Consider the following 17,505-nt stretch of genomic DNA (forward strand, 5'->3'; position numbering starts at 1 on the left):
TTCAAGAATAGGAATTGCTTGTAATTCTTGATTTAAAAAAGACTTTCCAAAGATTTCCCGAATTTAATATGTCATTGCTGTAGGCTGCATTTAGTAATATAATCTCATATTAAATAAGACGTTACTTAAGTTTATGCTAGATTCTCCGCTAATTTTGACAGCCATTCTTATATTTTTCATTTTTACGTTGTCATTCTTTTTTATAAGAAAGATATTTGGTTCCACAAACAAGAAGATAATAAAATCCTTTAGGAAAATTGTTCAGCAAATAAATGCATTAGAAACAGAAATGCAGAGCTTATCTGATGAGGAGCTTGCTGGTAAAACTGAAGAATTCAAACGAGAATTGAAAAATGGGAAAACGTTAAATGATCTTCTCGTACCTGCATTTGCAGTTGTGCGTGAAGCCTCTCGACGATTCCTTAATATGAAACATTTTGATGTCCAGCTAATTGGTGGAATGGTGCTTCATAATGGCATGATATCAGAAATGAAAACAGGAGAGGGAAAGACACTCGTTGCAACTTTAGCTGCATACCTTAATTCTTTAGAAGGGAAAGGCGTGCACGTCGTAACTGTTAACGATTATCTTGCAAAACGAGACACAGAGTGGATGAGCAAATTATATAATTCTCTTGGGGTTTCTGTTGCGTTTATTACGAATAACTTGACAGACGAAGAGAGGAAAGAGGCTTACAGTGCAGATATCGTGTATTCCACAAATAACGAGCTTGCCTTTGATTACCTGCGAGACAATATGAAATTTTCTCAAGAAGACATGGTTCAGAGAGGCTTTCACTACGGAATAGTTGATGAAGTGGACTCAATACTCATTGATGAAGCTCGCACTCCGCTTATTATTTCTGGCCCGGTTGAGGAAAACAATCAGATATATAAGCATATCAATAAAATAGTAACCAAATTAGTTGACTCCGATTATGAAGTAGATGAAAAAGGTAGAACGGTATTCTTGACTGAAGATGGTATTTCACGAGTGGAGGAACTACTAAGGTCATACAATCTCATTCCTGAAAATTCCTCGCTCTATGATACTGACAGCATGATAATGACTCATTATATAGACCAAGCATTACGTGCATATAAGCTGTTTACTGCTGATAAAGATTATATAGTAAAGGATGGCAAGGTAGTGATTATTGATGAATTTACTGGGCGTATGATGGAGGGCAGGAGATATTCCGATGGTCTTCATCAGGCACTTGAAGCGAAGGAGAATCTTGAAATTCAGCATGAAAACCAAACTTTAGCATCGGTCACATTTCAGAATTACTTTCGTATGTACAATAAACTTTCCGGAATGACGGGAACAGCAGCAACAGAGGCAGAAGAGTTTCGTGATATATACAGATTAAATGTAGTAAAAATTCCAACCAATGTACCTGTAAAAAGAGTTGATATTGATGATGAAATTTACGGTACAGAAAAGGAAAAATTTAATGCTGTGTTGAAGTTTATAGAAGAATGCTACAAACGCCTTCAACCGGTCCTTGTTGGCACGGTGAGCATCGAAAACTCTGAGAAGCTTTCTGCGCTTTTGCAAAGCCATTCTCTTAAGCATTCAGTATTAAATGCTCGTTATCATGAACAAGAGGCGTACATAATAGCGCAAGCTGGAGTGCCAGGTAGTATCACTATAGCAACTAACATGGCAGGACGTGGAACTGATATTCAGCTTGGTGGAAATGCTGAAATGATTGCAAAGGTGGAGCTAAAGAAGATAAAAAATGCTGATGAAAGAGAAAAAAAATACCAAGAAATAGTTGAAAGAGTAAAAAAAGATAAGGAAATTGCTATAAAAGCTGGTGGTTTATGTGTGGTTGGAACCGAAAGACATGAAAGCAGGAGAATAGATGATCAATTACGCGGCCGTTCTGGTCGTCAGGGGGATCCTGGACTTTCTAAGTTCTTTTTATCGCTCGAAGATGACCTAATGAGAATATTTGGCTCTGATAGAATGAGAAGCTTTTTACAAAAAGTAGGGTTAAAGAATAACGAAGCTATTCATCATCCATGGATCAATAAGGCACTCGAGAAAGCGCAAAAGAAAGTTGAAGCTAGAAACTATGACGTGCGGAAATCTCTACTTAAGTTTGATGACGTAATCAATAACCAACGTAAAGTTATTTTTAAGCAGAGAAACAATATCTTAGGCAACGAAATTAATGATATATTTGAAGTGTATAGCGAAGTAAATGAGAGCGTAGTAGAAGGTATAATCCAAAGTGGCTATTACGAAGATTATGTTGAAGATATAGCCAAAGAATTCCATACAAGGTATGGAATAACGCTTGATAAAGAAGACTTGGCAAAGTTTTTGAATAAACAAGAAGCTTTGAATTATATAAATGATAAGATACAAGAATTTTTTACTGAGAAAGAAAAATATTTCAACAGTCAGCACACTACAGATTTGTGGAATACGATCGTGAAGCAAATGATGATAATGACACTTGATCATTTATGGAGGGAACACCTTTCAGTTCTAGAGAGCCTAAGACAAAGCATAAGCTTACGTGCTATGGGGCAGAAAGATCCACTGAATGAATTTAAACGCGAAGCTTTCTTGATGTTTGAGTCAATGCTTGAAAAATGGAAGGAACTCACCATTCACCGCTTAGCACACTTTAAGTTGGCAGACAACCAAGAGATAGGCAATAGGTTACATTCTGCTAGAAATAGCAGACTTCCCAAAGTCTCAAGAAATGACAAATGTCCTTGCAACTCCGGAAAGAAATACAAACACTGCCATGGTGCGGTTACTGTGGTAAACTAATAATTATGGTTATACAGTTTGTTTATTTCCATCAACATTACTGCAGCTAACCTCACTTAGCTTACTGTTTAATGAATGCTCTGATGACTTATATGCAACTCCATAGGTAATACCACCAACTATCAGTACAGATGCTACAGTAATTCCAATTATTGCTAGTGCAGGTAATGCAGTGGCATAGGCAAGTACTAGTGGAACTACAACAGCAGATATAACACCCACAGTAATTCCTGCTGTTATAGCTTTAGGTCTATGGATGCATGATGGATTTGCACCATAATTTAGCAGGAGTTTTGCCATCCTTGGACTAGGTTTGTAAGGTTCATAAAAATTACCTAGTAAAGTTGTGTCACAATCTAGTAGCAGTTTTCCTCCTAACCTTATATTACGGTAACTATAATTAAGAGTAGCATAGTATAAAGGTGCCCTTCCATCCTTGTCTTTTATATTAGCATCTGCACCTTTTTTTAATAGCATTTCTATTGTTTGTATAAGTTCATAACCAATAGCATAATGCAAAGGAGTTTTTCCATCCTCGTCTTTTATATTAACATCTACTCCTCTTTGTAATAAAAGTCCCGCTATCTTTGCTGCACTATCATCCTTCATAGGAGTACATATGTTAGCATTACATGTAGCATAGTGCAAAGCAGTTCCTCCAGATTTATCCTGTAGATTAACATTTGCCACTTTCTCCAATAACATTTGCACTATTTCTATATCTCTTTTGCCAGCAGCTACATGTAAAGGAATCTCTTTATCTTCATCTTGTGCATTAACGTCTGCTCCCTCTTCTAGCAAAACTTCTACTACTTGCGTATACCCATACTGAGCAGAATAATGTAAAGAGGTTTTTTTCCATACATCTTGTACATTAACATTAGCCCCGCTTTTTATTAGGTGTTTTACTACTTTTCCACAACCATTTTTAGCTGCTATAAGTAATAAACCACAATTAAGTACTTCAAATGTGTGATTTATATCAAACTGGTTACTTTCCCACTCACTGTAGATATCTGGAAGCTTCTGCTGTAGTTCATCTTTGATTTTCTCAACTACATTTTCTGCACTCAGGTCTGGACTACTGTTGACTTCTTGTAGTATTAACCTTAATGTCATTTCCTTCTCCAAGATATAAAATTTTATTATGGCATATGGAGTGGATTATGTCAATGAAGAACTAAGAAACTGGTTCTTCTTTTTTTCTATAGCTTTAGGTTTACCTACAATTTGAAAAACAACAAATTCGTCATTCCGCTACTCGTTAGCGCCGCGGCGGTATGATGTAGGGAAACCTTTCTTGGGTTAGCTATAAAGTTAAAATTCGACCAGGGCAGCCGCAATAAGGTAGCAAACGCCATCATGTCTTTAGGAGAGTTTGCTAATGAAGGCTCTTAAGTTGACGCCATTGCCTGAACGGATACGCCAATTTTTATGTTCATTTGTAACCGTCTATTATTTTACACCCCAGTCTTTTTCAAATATTGCTAGCCCTTGGTCAGTAAGTGGGTGATTAATTAATTGTCTAAGTACTTTTGCTGGCACAGTAATTGAATCAGCACCAAGCCTTGCAGCTTCTATTACATGCGCTGGGCTTCTCACTGATGCAACAAGAACTTTAGTATCAAAACCGTAATTAGAATATATAGTACATATATCTTCTATTAGCGATAAGCCATCATAGCTTATATCATCAAGGCGACCAACAAAGGGGGAAATAAAACAAGCACCGACCTTAGCGGCAAGCAGTGCTTGTCCAGGAGAAAAACATAATGTGATGTTAACAGGTATTTTATGCTCTGTCCATAACTTTTTACAAGAAATTAATCCTTCATGTGTAAGAGGTAATTTGATCACAACATTATCAGCAATTTTTGCTAAATTCAGACCTTCTGTGATCATCTCTTCATGGCTATCTGCAACAACTTCAACACTAACAGGCCCTTTTATAATAGAGCATATTTCACGCACTAAATCCTCGTATTTATCTTTACGCCCGGACTTTGCTATTAAAGAAGGATTAGTTGTTATGCCGTCAATGAACTCCTTTAGTCCTTTAATTTCATTTAAATCAACGCTATCAAGAAAAATTTCCATATTAATCTCCTATAAAAAAAATACCCTTGCAAAATCTTGTCATCCTACCGCTTGACTTACAACCGTATGAACTTTCTGCGTTGTAAACATCAAACAGCCGATAACACAACTGTACAAATATTGAGACATAAGAGTAATTTGTACCAAGAAAAAAGATGTCATCCCAGTGCCCAGACCCCTTAGACAATGTACCATCTTTTGATTTTGTCCATTCTGGGCGGGGTTTTCAAGTTCTTTGATCTTAAATACTACATCTACTTTATCAAGATCAATGTTGACTTCTTTTACTAATGTTCTAATAAGACTACGTTTGGCTTGCCAATCTAGGTCCGATTTAACACTAGAATAAAAGCCCTTTATGCTATTTGTAATAAGATTCATTTTCTGCCGTATTCCCTTTTACCTTTTTCTTCTCTCCTTCAATCTCTTTTAAACGTTACTTCATTTTTTTTATTGCCTGCTTAAAGTCTTCCTTACTTATAGTTAGTGCATACTTTGTTGCCGTAAAAACTTCTGGTACCCAAACAATTGTAATAAGTATACACAATCTTTGTCAACTATTTTCGGCACTGGTATATTGACCTTACCCAGAAAAAGTGGAGAGAAAGAAAGGAGTTTTTTCGGGTAAAATAAAATTTTGGAGGATTAGAAATGGTAAGAGAATATACGGCAGAATTCAAATTGGAAGCTGTTAAGCTGGCAAATGAACAAAGAAAGGTAGGTCAACCAGTTGCAAAAGTAGCAAGAGATCTAGGAATAAGGGATAGTGTATTAGGAAAATGGATGAAGAAATATAACGAAAAAAAGTCAGCGGCAAATGCATTTCCAGGTAGAGGTAACATGGCTCCTTACGACAAAGAGAGGTTTGATTTACAAAGAGAGTTAGCAAGAGTAACAAGGGAAAGAGACATTTAAAAAAAAGCCCTGGCCAGTCAAAAAGAGTAAAATATTTTTTTATAAAAGAGCATAGTAACTGCTATAAAGTACAGGAATTATGTAGGATTTTCTGCTAGTGGCTACTATAAGTGGACCACAAGAAAAATAAGCAGTAGAGAATCAGCAAATAAAGAGCTACTCGCAGCTATTCAAAAAATATATCAAGTTTCTAAATGTAGATATGGAGCTCCTAAAATTCATGCTGAATTGAAGGCTTTGGGTAAAAGTTGCAACTTAAAAACAGTGCAAAGTATTATGCAGAAAAATGGTATTCAGGCTATATTGAGAAGAAAATTTAAAATTAAGAAACAACAAACGGACAGTAGAGTCGTAGCTCCCAATATATTAGACCAAAACTTTATTGTCGATCAACCAAATAAAGTATGGGATTACTTATATAAAAACCAAAGAAGGATGGCTATATTTGGCAACAATAATCGATCTATATTCACGCATGGTAGTTGGCTGGTCAATGAGCAGTTCAATAAATAAACAATTGGTTATGGACTCTTTATTAATGGCCGTTAACAAGCGTAAACCTGCCAAAAATCTACTATTACATAGTGATCAAGGTTCACAATATACTTCGCAAGGTTATCAATATCTCTTATCCATAAAAAACATAGATGAGTTATAAAGGTTGTTGTTACGACAATTCTGTTGTGGAAAGCTTCTTCAGTTCTCTAAAAAGGGAGTTACCAATAGACACCTCTCGGCACTCTAAACAGCATATCAAAACTGCTATATTTGAATATATAGAAATTTTTTATAACAAACAACGTCACTATTAACTATTGCATTCCTGAGCATTTTGATTCATCATTCTCTTTGTGAAAAACATTCCAAACTTTCTCTCCACTTTTTCTGGGTAAGGTCAGATACTATAAACTATAAAAAAATTTCTCCGATAGTTCATATAGCAAGTAAATTCACAAAATGAAGACTATTATTTTTATTACAGGTGTATCTACGGTTGGAAAATCAAGTTTGGCTCATATATTAGGTTCAAAGCTTTTTATGCCTAGAAACTTTGCAATTCCACTAACTATAGCTAACCCAAGAAAGGTTTCCCTACGTCATACCGCCGCGGTATCTCAGCATAGATTTCGCTAACGAGTAGCGGAATGACGAATTTGTTGTTTTTCAAATTGTAGGTAAACCTAAGCCACTTTAGCTATACTTGTAGAGAAAAAAGAATAGATGATGATCCTAAATATTTAATAAATTTGACTACTGAGGAATTTCAAAAATCTCAATTTTTTATTAATTGTGATATGGTACATTCTATCTTCATATAGCTTTCCTCTTCATACCTCAACTAATGAAATCAGAAGCATCAACTCCCTTTTGCAAGCAAGCAGCAATAACAGTGTTCATCATTAGAAATGCAATGGTCATTGGGCCAACGCCCCCGGGTACTGGGGTCATAGCTTTGGCTTTCCCTTTTATTCCTTCAAAGTCAACATCACCTACAAGCTTTCCTACGTTAACGCTATTTATGCCAACATCGATCACTATTGCACCTTTCTTTATCCAGTCTGCTTGAACAAAATTTGGCTTTCCGACTGCTGCAACTACTATATCCGCTTTAGAGCAATATTCAGCTAAATCCTTGCTTTGTGAATGCAAGATGGTGACAGTGCAGTTTTCTTGCAATAGCAGGTAAAACATTGGCTTGCCCACGATATTTGACCTACCAATTACCACTGCGTTTTTACCGGAAAGGTTCTCTTCAATTGACTTAATTAAATGCAAAGAACCTTTAGGAGTGCAAGGTATAAGGCAGTTTTTTTCACCTTTAACTAATTTGCCAACGTTTTCATCATGAAAGCCATCTACATCTTTTTCAACACTTACTGTGTTAATTACTCTGCTTGCACTAATATGATTTGGTAAAGGCAATTGCACTAAAATGCCATGCACAGATGGATCTTCATTTAATTCATTGATTTTTTCAATTAATTCATCTTCTAAAATATTATTAGGCAAAACAATGGTCTCAGAACTTATGCCTATTGATTCTGCTTTTTTCTGTTTGTTGCGAACATAAACTTGACTTGCTGGATTGCTACCCATGAGAATTACTTTCAGGCAAGGAAAAATGTTATACTCTCTCTTTAAAATATCAATTTTTTGTGATAGCCTCTCACATAGGTCGTTTGCTATTTTTTTACCATCAATAATAATTGTCACTTCCTTGCCACTCCTTAAAGTCGGGTAATTTGATATCAAATAAATCCAATACTTTGCCAACAGAATGATTAATAATATCATCCAACGATTTCGGTTTAATATAAAAAGCAGGCACTGGTGGAGCAATAATTGCTCCCATCTCCGTTAATTTTAACATATTTTGTAAATGCCCAAGATGCAGTGGTGACTCTCGCACCATAAGAACTAACTTTCTTCTTTCTTTTAGCGTTACATCTGCAGCCCTTGTCAATAGATTGGAAGTAACACCTGATGCGATTTCAGACATTGTCTTCATAGAGCATGGTGCTACAATCATCCCTGAGGTTTTAAATGAGCCGCTTGCTATTTTTTCTCCAATCTTTTCTTCAGAATAGTAAAAATCTGCAAGTGATGTAATATCTTCAAGTTTTTCTTTAATCTCGTGAGCTAAAGTTACTTTCCCAGCACGACTTATCACTAAATGAGTTTCATAATCGACGTCTTTCAACGCTTCTAAAATACGCACACCGTAAATAGAACCAGATGCTCCACTTATTCCAATTACAATTCTGCTATTCACTTAACTCTTCTTCGTAGCTCATTCCCAATGCACGTTTATAGGTATCAAGCAATATTTCTTGTTCCTCTCTGTCATCATCATCCATCTTCCTCAGCCTAATAATTTGTTTCATCACTTTTATATCCCAACCTTCATCTGCGGCTTTTGCATATACATCACGAATGTGATCTTGCACATCCCTCTTTTCTTGTTCAAGTTTTTCGATTCTCTCTATGTAACCCTTCAACTCTTCAGCCGTTATTTTTACTGTATCTTCCATGAAACTCCACTAATTAATTGCTGCCACTAATATTACCAATTTTTACTTGCACTTCAACAACAGTAATAATATTTTTATCTTTTTTTAAAATCTTAAAGCGAAAACCATACATGGAAAACTCCTCGCCTTCGTCAGGAATGCGCTCTATTTCATTCACAATCATACCTGCTAGAGTTGTAGCTTCTTCATCAGGGAGATTCCAGTATAACTGCCTGTTAATGTCCCTAATAGTAGATTTTCCTTCTATGTGATACATATTATCAGATATTTTCTTTATAAAATTCTCCGTAATCAAATCATGTTCATCCGAAATTTCTCCAACTATTTCTTCCAGTATATCCTCAAGAGTTACAATTCCCTGCAGTGCTCCATACTCATCAATAACAAATGCAAGGTGTTTCCTGTTCTTACGGAAGTTGTGAAGTTGCACGCTGAGCGGTGTACTTTCTGGTATGAACCAAGGCCTTGACATAACTTGGGTAATGTCAACTTCTTCCGCTTTATTATTCTTTTCACGCAAAGCATTTATTAGAGCTTTCACGTGAATTACACCTACAATGTTATCTGGTTCCTTCTGCCATAAAGGTACTCTACTGTGACTGCTGGTTAAAATCTCTCTTATTAACTCTTCTTTATTCCGATCTATATCAAGAGAAAATAGGTTTCTTCTATGGGTCATAATTTGTGATATCTCTGTCTCAGCCAAATCAAGTATGCTGCTTAGCATATCTAAATCCTGTTGCAACATAGTTCCTTCACTGCGGTGAAGAGTAATCATATTACGCATTGCATCCGCTGCAGATATCACTTCCTTATCTTTATGCAGCCCACATAATTTTAGGATGAGGTTAACAATAAATTGAATACCTAGTGTCAATGGAGAAAAAATCTTTACAAAAAACAATACAAAATAAGCAGAAAATGATGCAAATTTTTCAGGATTTTGAATAGCATAAGTTTTTGGTAGAACTTCGCAGAACAATAAAATACAAAATGTCATTATAATTGTTGATAGGAGAATGCCCTCATTTCCAAAAAGATTGATAAATATTGCTGTAAATAAAGCAGAGCAAGTAATATTAATAATTGTATTGCCGAGCAATACCGTTCCTATTGTCAATTCTTTCCTATTTAATAAGCGATCTATTACCCTGGCTTTTTTGTTACCGTCTAGCTTTAGCTTATTAACTCGAGAACGGCTAATTGAGGTTAAGCCTATTTCTGCTCCTGAGAACAAAAACGATAAAACTAACAAAACAAAAATTGCTGATGATACTAAGACCAATAACCAATCCATTAAAGTACGATGTTATTGTGATAAAAAATAAAATTAATTTTACATGTTATGAGAGGCATTTGCAAGCCTGAATTTATATTGCCGAATTTTATATACCTTTAATCTTAAAAAACAAATCATAAAGCATATTACACGCTGCGTTCACATGCTCATCCTCAATGATAAGTGGTGGGGTTACCCTTACTACTTTGTTGTTTAAAACCCTAGTTATTATTAAACCTTTATCAAGAGATCGACTAATAATTTTATCAGCTACAAGAGTTGCTAGTTCTATTCCCATTAGTAACCCTTCTCCACGAACTTCTAAAATCATCTCAGGAAATTCTTTAGCTAAAAGCAACAGCTTTTCTTTTAAATATTTACTAATTCTTTTAACATGATCAAAAAAGCCTTCTTTTAGCATTATATCGAGCACTGCATTACCAACAGTCATGGCAAGTGGATTGCCACCATAGGTTGATCCATGAGTTCCTGGAGTAATTGCTTCTGCTATATAATCTTTCACTAAACATGCAGCTACAGGAAAACCGTTACCCATAGCCTTCGCACAGGTTAGCATATCAGGTTCAATGCCGACATTTTGATAATGAAATAAAGAACCGATGCGTCCATATCCGCACTGCACTTCATCAAAGCACAAAATTATTCCTTGAGCTTTTGTTATTTCCCTTACTTTTTGAAGATATTCTACGTCTAGTGGATATACTCCACCTTCGCTTTGTATGGGCTCTAAAAATACAGCAGCTATTTCATTGTTGATTTTTTCTTCTAATGCTTTAATGTCATTTCTTGGCACTTTATCAAAACCAGAAAGGAGCGGAGCAAAACCTTCGCGTGATTTTTCATTGCCTCCAGCAGAAATTGCAGCAATACTGCGGCCATGAAAGCCTCCTTCAATTGTAATAATACGATTACGTTTTGCTTGCCCTTTTGAATAAAAGTAACGACGAATAAACTTAATTGCAGCTTCTGTTGCTTCAAGCCCACTTGAGCAGAAAAAAACTTTATCTGCAAAAGTAAGGGTTGTTAAACGCTCGGCAAGCCTTTCTTGCTCGGGAATAGTGAAAATGTTAGAGCAGTGCCATAATGAGCTCGATTGCTCTTTCAGCTTATCTGTAATGTATGGATGACAATGCCCTAAAGAAGTTGTAGAAATACCTGCAGCAAAATCTAAATATTTTTTACCATCTTTATCAAAAAGATATGCCCCTTCTCCCCTGACTATAGGAGTGTCAAGTCTATTATACGCATTAACAACATGATCCATTTTATAAGTATTGTGGTATTATCTATACTATACCTGAAATGAATCCATTAACACAAAGCTTTTCCTTTAACCTCTTATGCTACTTCAACTAAAAATTTGGCTAATGCAAACCTTTTTTGTCATTCTATAGCTAAAGTGACTTGGTTTTACCAACACTTATTAGCCATTGTAAAAGTTTTTGTTTCTATTGAATGATAGTTGTAGCCTATGCAAGAAGTTTATTGACTTTGAGCGCACTTTAGCCTATACAATTTTAATATCTTAAACTACTGGACATGCCCGATCTAAAGACAATGATGTTAAATTTTGGACCTCAGCACCCAGCTGCACATGGAGTGTTGCGTCTTGTTTTAGAGATGGATGGTGAAGTGATCGAGAGGGCAGATCCCCATATTGGGCTTTTGCACCGCGGTACTGAAAAATTAATAGAACATAAAACGTATCTTCAAGCTTTGCCTTATTTTGATCGCCTTGATTACGTATCACCAATGTCACAAGAGCATGCATATTCACTTTGTGTGGAGAAATTGTTGCAATGTGAAGTGCCAATTAGGGCAAAGTATTTACGTGTCTTGTTTTGTGAACTGACGAGAATACTAAATCATTTACTGAACGTTTCTTCTCAAGCACTTGATGTTGGAGCAATGACCCCTCTTTTATGGCTCTTTGAAGAAAGAGAAAAAATACTGGAATTTTACGAAAGAGCTTCAGGTGCAAGGTTTCACGCAGCTTACATCAGGCCAGGTGGAATTGCAGCAGATGTTCCAGAAGATTTGATTGAGGATATTGCAAAGTTTATAGAGCAATTTCCAAAATATATAGACGATGTTGATGAACTTTTAACAGAAAATAGGATATGGAAGCAACGCACTGTAGGAATTAGTGAAATATCAATTAAACAGGCACTTGATTGGGGCTTTAGTGGCCCAATGTTGCGCGCTGCTGGGCTTGCTTGGGATTTGCGAAAAAGCCAGCCATATGAGATATATGATCAACTAGATTTTGATATACCGATCGGCCAAAATGGCGACTGTTATGACCGTTATCTAGTTAGAATGGCAGAGATTAGGCAATCTATCAGTTTGGTGAAGCAGTGCATAGAGAAAATGCCTGAAGGGCAAATAAAAACTGAAGATAGAAAAATTTCTCCACCGTCAAGAGCAGAGATGAAAAAATCTATGGAAGCTCTGATTCACCATTTTAAGCTCTATTCAGAAGGATATCACGTACCAGAAGGTGAGGCTTACGCAGTTGTTGAGGCACCAAAAGGTGAGTTTGGAGTGTATATAGTTTCAGATGGTACCAATAGACCTTATAGGTGCCGAATAAGAGCACCTGGCTTTGCGCATTTACAAGCCTTAGACTTTATGGCAAAAGGACACATGCTTGCTGACGTTGCAGCAATTATTGGCTCACTCGATATAGTTTTTGGTGAGATTGATAGGTAATCATTGGTACCCGTTCAGGCAATGGCGTCATGCAAGTAGCTGACACATAACTGTACGAACATTTGTTTGCAAAGGCAGTATGTTAAGTGTTATAGCCGATTTTGCCTCAAACACAAAGGCAGTGCCTTGACTACTTGGATCCAGAAAAATTGATTGTGTACTATACAACATTTTTGATCAAAAGCGTAACCGTTCACTGTTAGACTGCATTCTGTGATTTTTAGCAAAACATGATCTTTCATTTGAGCTTCCTTCAATTTAAAATAAATACAGAAAATTGCTGCCTATAGCTAAACTGACTTAGATTTACCAACAATCGTCATCCCGCTACTTGTTAGCGGCTAAGAGATACCGCGGCGGCATAGCTATCTTCAAAAATATGGTTGAATAATTGTGTGTATAATTATTAATATTTTTAAACACTTTGGCTATGGCTTTATCTAAGTTTCTCGACCCTAAGCTGGATTTAACCTTCAAAAAAATATGTAGGGTCAAGAACTGGCGCGCCTACTTTAGGGTTTGGTGGCTGATCCATTGTTTTCACAATAGGCCTCAATCCAAATTCCCATGTTAACGTTTCCAGCTCCCGCCTCGTCAAACGCAGCATCCGCACTACGCTTTCCTAGCAGATTCTTTACCAAAGTTTATAACATATTGTGCTGGTGATGCTTTCGGTTTGTAATACCTTATTCTATAGTCTGAATATAGACCCAGCGTTTTGTATATCCATTCGCTACTCCACTTCTTCCAACCAAACCCTCTCTTCACTTTCAGCTAATAAGTGATTTTCTATTTCACCTTCCAAACTTGCCTCCAGCAGCTTTTTTATAAATGGTGTAAATGCTCCATCCCTTCCTGTTAATGGTCTGCCTTCCCTTATTGATGACAGTATATTTGCTTCCAGTTCTTTGTAATCTACCAAACCGGTAGTTCTGTTTACTACTTTCTGACTCATTGTCAAACCTCCATTTTTTTTATATCAATTTATTACTTTTTTTTTGGTTTGACACACTTTTTTGAACCATACGCGTCAAGTTAAGGAAATAAAGGTATGAAAGAGATAGAATAATAAGGTATAAGTTCTCCCAGATATACTTTTAGTGAGAGAACCAATGAATAAAATAACTTGCTTATCAAAAAAGCTCAAAGAATTTTTTAATGAAAAAGCAGAGAAAATCTCAATTACAACAAGGTTTATAAAAAGAAAGAGAAAGCTAAAAGGTTCATCATTCGTAAAAGCCATGGTCTTGGGTAATATAGGAGTTGATAATTGTAGCGTAGAAACAATGTGTCAATTACTAAACGAGGACTCGATAGATATAACAAAACAAGGTTTGGATTTTAGATTTACTGAAGAAGCAGTGGAATTTATGAAAAGGATGTATAATGAATCTGTGATTCTCTTTAAAAATATCTTGCAAGTTGATTGCAAAATCTTACAGCAATTTAATAGTGTTAAATTATTGGACAGTAGCTATATTACTCTACCTAACAGTATGGAAGAGATGTATAAAGGTTATGGTACTAGCTACAGTGGCTATGAAAGCAATACTAAGTCTGGAATAAAGTTACAATTAGTTTTCGACTACATGAATCAGATAATAGACCAACTTAATTTAACGGAGGGGGTAAGATCAGACCAGGGATATAGGAAACATTTAAGTAATATATTAAGCAATGATTTGCTAATATCTGATCTCGGTTATTTTGTGCCAAGTTCTTTTAAACAAATCAATGAAATAGGAGCTTATTTCATAAGTCGTTATAAATCCGATACCAACATATATGATGTAGAAACAAATCAAAAAATGGAGTTATTAGAATGTTTAGAGGATAAGTTATTTTTAGAAAACGAGGTATTGTTAGGAAAAGAAGCAAAAATTAGAGTAAGAATTATATGTCAGAAACTAACTGAAGAACAGTCTATGGCCAGAAGAAGGAAAGCTAATAGATTAGCAAGATCGCAGGGATATACATCCTCTAAAAGAAATCAAAAATTGTTGAACTGGTCAATATTTATAACTAATGTTCCAGAAAATAAAATTAGTGCTGAGCAAGTATTAACGATTTACAGAGTAAGGTGGCAAATTGAGTTATTATTTAAATTGTATAAAAGCCATATCAGGCTTGATAAGCTAAAAGGAAAGCCATGCAGAGTATTATGTGAACTATATGCTAAATTGTGCGCAATTCTTATATTTCACGGCATAGTTGGTTGCACAGAAGTGAAAAAGAATACAGAACTTAGCTTAACAAAGGCATTTATTGAGCTAAAAAGGCGGGTTAGAGAGTTATTTTTAGTATTAACCAAAATTAATAGTTTAAAAGCATTTCTTAAAAAACTCACTATAACTTGGTCGCGATTTTCATTAAAAGACAAACGTAGAAGGGCTAGAGTATCCACTTTAACCTCTCTAAATTTGCTCACAATCTCTTAACTTGACGCGTATGCTTTTTTGAACATTCCCTGTTAAGATGCCTAATCTACTTTCAGCTCCTCAGTATGTAAACTGCGTGGTAAAGACTCTAATTCCTTTGCAGCACTTAAACTTTTATTTTTTGCATGTATACCAAGCTTATTGAATTCTCGAGCAGCAGGAAACACCCTTGCTTCAAGAGAGCCAGCAGTTTTATTATAATGATCAACAGCACTTTTTAAGCTCCTGCGCAAATTATCAAAGTTTTCACCCATTGTGCAAATGCGCTCATATAAAATATGACCTAGTTCACTGATTTTCTTTGCGTTTTCAGCTATCATCTCTTGCTTCCATCCATACGCTATTGCTCTCAGCAACGCAATTAGAGTGATCGGTGTTGCAATGATCACTTTTTTTTCCACTCCAATCTCTATCAAAGCAGGCTCATATTCCAGTGCTGCGCTAAAAACCCCCTCCCCTGTTAAGAAAAGCACCACAAGTTCTGGCGTATTTTCAAATTGATTCCAATACTCTTTTTTACCCAAATCATTTATGTGTTTTTTTATTGCCAGGGAATGGTTCTTTAATTTCTCCTTTTGTATTTGCAAATCATTTTGTGATATAGCATCCATGTAAGAATCAAGCGGCACTTTAGCATCTATTATTATTTGCTTTCCAGATGGCATTTTGATTATTAAATCAGGACGCAATAAATTATCCTCGTTTTTATCAATCACTGACGGCTGAGTAAAAAAATCGCAATACTCAATCATTCCTGCCATTTCTACCACTCTTTTGAGTTGCATTTCACCCCATTTGCCCCTAATGTGAGGTTTCCTCAGGGCATTAGCAAGGTTGGAAGTTTGGTTCATCAGCGCTCCAATTTGCTCCTTTAAACCTTCATAGGCCCCTACCCTCTCCTTTTCTAGCTCACGTATTTCATTATCGAATTTTTCTAATTTTTCTTTTATTGGAGTTACAACTTCGTTGATCGTTGCTTGTCTTTTTTTGAAATCGCTTTCCGTTTCTTTTAATTTACTATCGATTACTTCCTTTGCTAAGTTCAGAAAATTATTGTTATTTGTTTGCAAAGCATCAAGAGAGAGCGCTTTAAAAGTGTTTGTTAATCTCTCCTCTGCTTTTGTTAGTAATTCTATTTCCTTTTTCTTTTCCTCACGTTCTTTTTGCAGAGTTACTTCAAGTTCTGCTTTTTTGACCCTTAAATCAACTATTTCTTCATTCTTCGTAAGCAAAGTTTGCTTTGTTTCTTGAAGTTCTTGCTCTAATTTACATAAATTACCCTCAAGGTTTGCTTTCTTTTCGCTCAGTTTTTTTACGATAATGTAGAAAAATAGTAATAGAGAGACAACCAGAGCTATAGAATTGAAAAGCATCAGAATAAAAAAGCTGTATTTACAATTCTATATGATTTTTGTGTGTATAAGAAAGAAAAAAGGAGCACCTAAAGAGGTGACCTTACCCAGAAAAAGTAGAGAGAAAGTTAAGACGTTTTTATCATGAGAATAAATTGTGCAGGAATGCAATAGTTAATAGTAGAATGTCTACGTTATTTGTTATAAAAGATTTCTATGTATTCAAATATGGCAGTTCTGGTTTGTTGAGCGAGAAGTATCAATAAGCAGCTCCCTTTTAAGTGAACTTTTCTGCAACAGAGTTATCGTAACAACAGCCCTTATGGCTCATGCTGGAAATGATGTTTTTTGTATTCAATAGAAATTGGTAATTTTGAGAGGTATACTGTGACCCTTGATCGCTATGTAACAGCAGATTTTTATCGGGTTTGCGTTTATCAACGGCCATCAATAAAGAATCTATAACTAATTATCATGTTACTCATTAACCACCATGCGTGAATATAGGTCAATTATTGCCGCCAACAACCTTCTTTAGTTTTTATGTAGGTAATCCCAAACTTTATTTGGCTGATCAGTAGTAAAATTTTGATCCAATGTGTTCGGAGCCACAACTCGGTTGCTTATTTGCTGTTTTTTATTTTTGAACCTTCGTCTAAACTTGGCTTTAATGCCATTTTCTCCTAAGAAACTCACTCAACTAACTCTTCTTGTTGAACTAATATGTAGCCAAATTCGCTCGCTTTTTTGATCAAATTTTTTACAGTTCTATCTTTATAGCGTGTTTCATAGTATTCCATTCCTTTTTCTACATATTCCTGTCCGTATTTGAGCATACTATAAAATATGCATGCCATTTTTCTCC

The 17,505-nt window shown here is 35.6% G+C and carries 17 protein-coding genes and 3 pseudogenes; 7 read left to right on the forward strand and 13 right to left on the reverse strand.

Annotation, left to right across the window (positions count from 1 at the left end):
• Window positions 1–133: 133 nt before the first annotated feature.
• Entirely contained in the window at window positions 134–2,794 is a 2,661-nt protein-coding gene (secA, locus tag ABWU73_RS05535; protein WP_264329807.1) for a preprotein translocase subunit SecA, read from the forward strand.
• A 9-nt stretch (window positions 2,795–2,803) separates the two neighbouring features.
• On the opposite strand, the gene ABWU73_RS05540 is transcribed toward secA, so the two are convergent.
• From ABWU73_RS05540 to ABWU73_RS05550, 3 genes are all read right to left on the reverse strand, one after another.
• Complete coding sequence (locus tag ABWU73_RS05540; protein ID WP_209472768.1) at window positions 2,804–3,913, reverse strand: ankyrin repeat domain-containing protein; 1,110 nt, start codon at window positions 3,911–3,913, stop codon at window positions 2,804–2,806.
• Window positions 3,914–4,249: 336 nt separating this feature from the next.
• The gene (gene fsa, locus ABWU73_RS05545; protein ID WP_007552982.1) at window positions 4,250–4,891 is read right to left on the reverse strand and encodes a fructose-6-phosphate aldolase; all 642 of its coding nucleotides are present in this window, start codon (window positions 4,889–4,891) and stop codon (window positions 4,250–4,252) included.
• Window positions 4,892–4,930: 39 nt separating this feature from the next.
• Entirely contained in the window at window positions 4,931–5,272 is a 342-nt protein-coding gene (locus ABWU73_RS05550; RefSeq protein WP_213862869.1) for a hypothetical protein, read from the reverse strand.
• A 270-nt stretch (window positions 5,273–5,542) separates the two neighbouring features.
• Between ABWU73_RS05550 and ABWU73_RS05555 the strand changes: the two genes are divergently transcribed.
• The 4 genes and pseudogenes from ABWU73_RS05555 to ABWU73_RS05570 all read left to right on the forward strand — a co-directional run bounded on the left by ABWU73_RS05555 (window position 5,543) and on the right by ABWU73_RS05570 (window position 6,618).
• On the forward strand, window positions 5,543–5,806 hold the full coding sequence (locus tag ABWU73_RS05555) for a transposase (RefSeq protein ID WP_010082296.1): 264 nt from the start codon (window positions 5,543–5,545) through the stop codon (window positions 5,804–5,806).
• A 177-nt stretch (window positions 5,807–5,983) separates the two neighbouring features.
• Window positions 5,984–6,064: pseudogene (locus ABWU73_RS05560) on the forward strand (hypothetical protein); the annotation flags it as partial.
• Window positions 6,065–6,188: 124 nt separating this feature from the next.
• A complete protein-coding gene (locus ABWU73_RS05565) occupies window positions 6,189–6,464 on the forward strand; it encodes a DDE-type integrase/transposase/recombinase (RefSeq protein ID WP_213862870.1) in 276 nt (91 codons plus the stop codon).
• Window positions 6,454–6,618, forward strand: coding sequence for an IS3 family transposase (locus ABWU73_RS05570; protein ID WP_080717620.1), 165 nt, complete (start codon window positions 6,454–6,456; stop codon window positions 6,616–6,618). Before ABWU73_RS05565 ends, ABWU73_RS05570 begins: the two co-directional genes overlap by 11 nt.
• A 523-nt stretch (window positions 6,619–7,141) precedes the next feature.
• Here the strand turns inward: ABWU73_RS05570 and folD are convergent.
• The 5 genes from folD to ABWU73_RS05595 all read right to left on the reverse strand — a co-directional run bounded on the left by folD (window position 7,142) and on the right by ABWU73_RS05595 (window position 11,402).
• Window positions 7,142–8,020: a bifunctional methylenetetrahydrofolate dehydrogenase/methenyltetrahydrofolate cyclohydrolase FolD gene (gene folD / locus ABWU73_RS05575; protein WP_209472766.1), complete on the reverse strand. Its 879-nt coding sequence runs from the start codon at window positions 8,018–8,020 to the stop codon at window positions 7,142–7,144.
• On the reverse strand, window positions 8,004–8,579 hold the full coding sequence (locus ABWU73_RS05580) for a UbiX family flavin prenyltransferase (protein WP_010082294.1): 576 nt from the start codon (window positions 8,577–8,579) through the stop codon (window positions 8,004–8,006). Before ABWU73_RS05580 ends, folD begins: the two co-directional genes overlap by 17 nt.
• Window positions 8,572–8,838: a DUF2312 domain-containing protein gene (locus tag ABWU73_RS05585; protein ID WP_010082293.1), complete on the reverse strand. Its 267-nt coding sequence runs from the start codon at window positions 8,836–8,838 to the stop codon at window positions 8,572–8,574. The genes ABWU73_RS05580 and ABWU73_RS05585 overlap by 8 nt, the downstream gene beginning before the upstream one ends.
• A 13-nt stretch (window positions 8,839–8,851) precedes the next feature.
• A complete protein-coding gene (locus tag ABWU73_RS05590) occupies window positions 8,852–10,135 on the reverse strand; it encodes an HlyC/CorC family transporter (protein WP_010962674.1) in 1,284 nt (427 codons plus the stop codon).
• An 88-nt stretch (window positions 10,136–10,223) separates the two neighbouring features.
• Complete coding sequence (locus ABWU73_RS05595) at window positions 10,224–11,402, reverse strand: aspartate aminotransferase family protein (protein WP_006280246.1); 1,179 nt, start codon at window positions 11,400–11,402, stop codon at window positions 10,224–10,226.
• 275 nt (window positions 11,403–11,677) lie between these two features.
• Here ABWU73_RS05595 and ABWU73_RS05600 point away from each other — a divergent pair, with 275 nt between their 5' ends.
• Entirely contained in the window at window positions 11,678–12,850 is a 1,173-nt protein-coding gene (locus tag ABWU73_RS05600; RefSeq protein WP_010962676.1) for an NADH-quinone oxidoreductase subunit D, read from the forward strand.
• A 27-nt stretch (window positions 12,851–12,877) separates the two neighbouring features.
• Here ABWU73_RS05600 and ABWU73_RS05605 read toward each other — a convergent pair whose 3' ends face one another.
• Together ABWU73_RS05605 and ABWU73_RS05610 are read right to left on the reverse strand one after the other, a co-directional pair.
• Window positions 12,878–13,021 (reverse strand): hypothetical protein, encoded by a 144-nt coding sequence (locus ABWU73_RS05605; protein WP_153296793.1) that lies wholly within the window; start codon window positions 13,019–13,021, stop codon window positions 12,878–12,880.
• 589 nt (window positions 13,022–13,610) lie between these two features.
• Window positions 13,611–13,805: pseudogene (locus tag ABWU73_RS05610) on the reverse strand (IS256 family transposase); the annotation flags it as partial.
• Window positions 13,806–13,962: 157 nt separating this feature from the next.
• On the opposite strand from ABWU73_RS05610, the gene ABWU73_RS05615 reads away from it, so the two are divergent.
• Window positions 13,963–15,288 carry an IS4 family transposase gene (locus tag ABWU73_RS05615; protein ID WP_264339118.1) on the forward strand — a complete coding sequence of 442 codons (1,326 nt, stop codon included), beginning with the start codon at window positions 13,963–13,965 and terminating at the stop codon, window positions 15,286–15,288.
• Window positions 15,289–15,329: 41 nt separating this feature from the next.
• Here ABWU73_RS05615 and rmuC read toward each other — a convergent pair whose 3' ends face one another.
• The 3 genes and pseudogenes from rmuC to ABWU73_RS05630 all read right to left on the reverse strand — a co-directional run.
• Window positions 15,330–16,661 carry a DNA recombination protein RmuC gene (rmuC, locus tag ABWU73_RS05620; protein WP_151807714.1) on the reverse strand — a complete coding sequence of 444 codons (1,332 nt, stop codon included), beginning with the start codon at window positions 16,659–16,661 and terminating at the stop codon, window positions 15,330–15,332.
• 256 nt (window positions 16,662–16,917) lie between these two features.
• On the reverse strand, window positions 16,918–17,088 hold the full coding sequence (locus tag ABWU73_RS05625) for a DDE-type integrase/transposase/recombinase (RefSeq protein WP_080717647.1): 171 nt from the start codon (window positions 17,086–17,088) through the stop codon (window positions 16,918–16,920).
• A gap of 244 nt (window positions 17,089–17,332) precedes the next feature.
• Window positions 17,333–17,503: pseudogene (locus ABWU73_RS05630) on the reverse strand (IS110 family transposase); the annotation flags it as partial.
• Window positions 17,504–17,505 lie beyond the last annotated feature (2 nt).

It is taken from the genome of Wolbachia endosymbiont (group A) of Andrena helvola, from assembly GCF_964028415.1.
GTDB classification, from domain to species: Bacteria; Pseudomonadota; Alphaproteobacteria; order Rickettsiales; family Anaplasmataceae; genus Wolbachia; species Wolbachia pipientis.

Bases quoted from the DNA above. Each gene is read 5' to 3' on its own strand.
- secA (WP_264329807.1), top strand. From the start codon at position 134: ATGCTAGATTCTCCGCTAATTTTGACAGCCATTCTTATATTTTTCATT.
- ABWU73_RS05540 (WP_209472768.1), bottom strand. From the start codon at position 3,913: ATGACATTAAGGTTAATACTACAAGAAGTCAACAGTAGTCCAGACCTG.
- fsa (WP_007552982.1), bottom strand. From the start codon at position 4,891: ATGGAAATTTTTCTTGATAGCGTTGATTTAAATGAAATTAAAGGACTA.
- ABWU73_RS05550 (WP_213862869.1), bottom strand. From the start codon at position 5,272: ATGAATCTTATTACAAATAGCATAAAGGGCTTTTATTCTAGTGTTAAA.
- ABWU73_RS05555 (WP_010082296.1), top strand. From the start codon at position 5,543: ATGGTAAGAGAATATACGGCAGAATTCAAATTGGAAGCTGTTAAGCTG.
- ABWU73_RS05570 (WP_080717620.1), top strand. From the start codon at position 6,454: ATGAGTTATAAAGGTTGTTGTTACGACAATTCTGTTGTGGAAAGCTTC.
- ABWU73_RS05585 (WP_010082293.1), bottom strand. From the start codon at position 8,838: ATGGAAGATACAGTAAAAATAACGGCTGAAGAGTTGAAGGGTTACATA.
- ABWU73_RS05590 (WP_010962674.1), bottom strand. From the start codon at position 10,135: ATGGATTGGTTATTGGTCTTAGTATCATCAGCAATTTTTGTTTTGTTA.
- ABWU73_RS05595 (WP_006280246.1), bottom strand. From the start codon at position 11,402: ATGGATCATGTTGTTAATGCGTATAATAGACTTGACACTCCTATAGTC.
- ABWU73_RS05600 (WP_010962676.1), top strand. From the start codon at position 11,678: ATGCCCGATCTAAAGACAATGATGTTAAATTTTGGACCTCAGCACCCA.
- ABWU73_RS05605 (WP_153296793.1), bottom strand. From the start codon at position 13,021: ATGTTGTATAGTACACAATCAATTTTTCTGGATCCAAGTAGTCAAGGC.
- ABWU73_RS05615 (WP_264339118.1), top strand. From the start codon at position 13,963: ATGAATAAAATAACTTGCTTATCAAAAAAGCTCAAAGAATTTTTTAAT.
- rmuC (WP_151807714.1), bottom strand. From the start codon at position 16,661: ATGCTTTTCAATTCTATAGCTCTGGTTGTCTCTCTATTACTATTTTTC.
- ABWU73_RS05625 (WP_080717647.1), bottom strand. From the start codon at position 17,088: ATGGCCGTTGATAAACGCAAACCCGATAAAAATCTGCTGTTACATAGC.